1 protein-coding gene and 1 pseudogene are annotated in these 1,498 nt (G+C 73.8%); both read left to right on the plus strand.

Going from position 1 to position 1,498, the window contains the following annotated elements; translation table 11 throughout:
• On the plus strand, window positions 1-1,102 hold a 1,102-nt coding region (locus CR470_RS37890; protein WP_107489555.1), incomplete at its 5' end, for a glycerophosphodiester phosphodiesterase.
• Window positions 1,103-1,276: 174 nt separating this feature from the next.
• A pseudogene (locus tag CR470_RS41015) lies at window positions 1,277-1,498 on the plus strand (sigma-70 family RNA polymerase sigma factor); the annotation flags it as partial.

Here is a 1,498-nt window from a genome sequence, read left to right on the forward strand (position 1 = left end):
CCTCGGTACCGCGGCCCTGGGCCTGCCCGCCACCGCCGAGGCGGCCGAGCGGGGCCGCGGCCACGGCGGCGGCCACGGATCGCTGCGCGATCTGCCCGTGCCGACGGTGATCGGCCACCGAGGAGCCAGCGGCTACCGCCCCGAGCACACCCTCGGCTCCTACCAGCTGGCCCTCGACATGGGTGCGCACATCGTCGAGCAGGACCTCGTGCCGACCAAGGACGGCCACCTCGTCTGCCGCCACGAGAACGACATCACCGCCACCACCGACGTCGCCGACCACCCCGAGTTCGCCGGCCGCAGGACCACCAAGAGCATTGACGGGGTCTCCCTGACCGGCTGGTTCACCGAGGACTTCACCCTCGCCGAGCTGAAGACCCTGCGGGCCAAGGAGCGCATCCCGGGCACCCGGCCGGACAACACCCTCTACGACGGCCGCTGGACGATCCCCACCTTCGAGGAGGTGCTGCGCTGGGCGGAGAAGGAGGGCCGCAAGCGCTCCAAGCCGGTCTGGCTGTACGTGGAGACCAAGCACCCCACCTACTTCCGCAAGCTGGGCCTCGGCCTGGAGGAGCCGCTCGCCCGGCTGCTGCGCCGCTACGGCCGGGACCGCAGGAACTCCGCGCTCATCCTCCAGTCCTTCGAGCCCGGCTCGGTCCAGCGCCTCGCGCGCCTCGTCGACACCCCGCGCATCGTCCTGCTGTCCGGCCCGAAGGAGCGCCCCTGGGACTTCGTCGAGTCGGGCGACCCGCGCACCGTCGCCGACCTGGTGAAGCCCGCCGGTCTGGCGTGGATGGCCTCCTTCGCCCAGGGCATCGGCCCCACCCTCGACCTCGTCATCCCCAAGGACGCCTCGGGGCGGCTCACCACCCCGACGACGCTGGTACGGGACGCGCACGCCAAGGGCCTGCGGCTGCACCCGTACACGCTGCGCAACGAGAACAGCTTCCTGCCCGCCGACTTCCGGCGCGGCACCGACCCCAACGCGTACGGCGACGTGTTCGGCGCCTGCGCCGCCTACCTCGCCACCGGTATCGACGGCATCTTCGCCGACCACCCGGACACGGCCCTGCTCGCCGCGGCGGACTTCGCGGGGCGCTGACCCGGTACGGAGGCGGGCGCGGCGCGCCTCTCGTACCCGCGGCGCGCCTCTCGTACCAGGGTGCGCCTCTCGTACCAGGGGTGCGCCGTCAGCCGCCCGCCCCCGTATGCCCCGGTCGGGTGGTGCCGCGCCGCCGGGGCAACCTGCGGCCGTCGTCGGCACGTCCGCCGGTACATGACGCTTCTCGATCACGACCTCGGCCCGTCCGCTTCCACCGCCTTCGTCGTCCGTGCCTTACAACCTCTGGTGCGTGCGGAGGCGAGGGCCGAGGCGCCGGCCGCCGGGCTCGACCCCGCCGACCTCGAACAGAGCGTCTGGGTGCGGCTGCTGGAGCGTCCGGCCGCCGCCGGACCACCCGCGGACGCGGCCCGCTGGGTGCGCGACACCGTACGGGGC

This window comes from Streptomyces sp. rh34 (assembly GCF_002551245.1).
Taxonomy (GTDB): domain Bacteria; phylum Actinomycetota; class Actinomycetes; order Streptomycetales; family Streptomycetaceae; genus Streptomyces.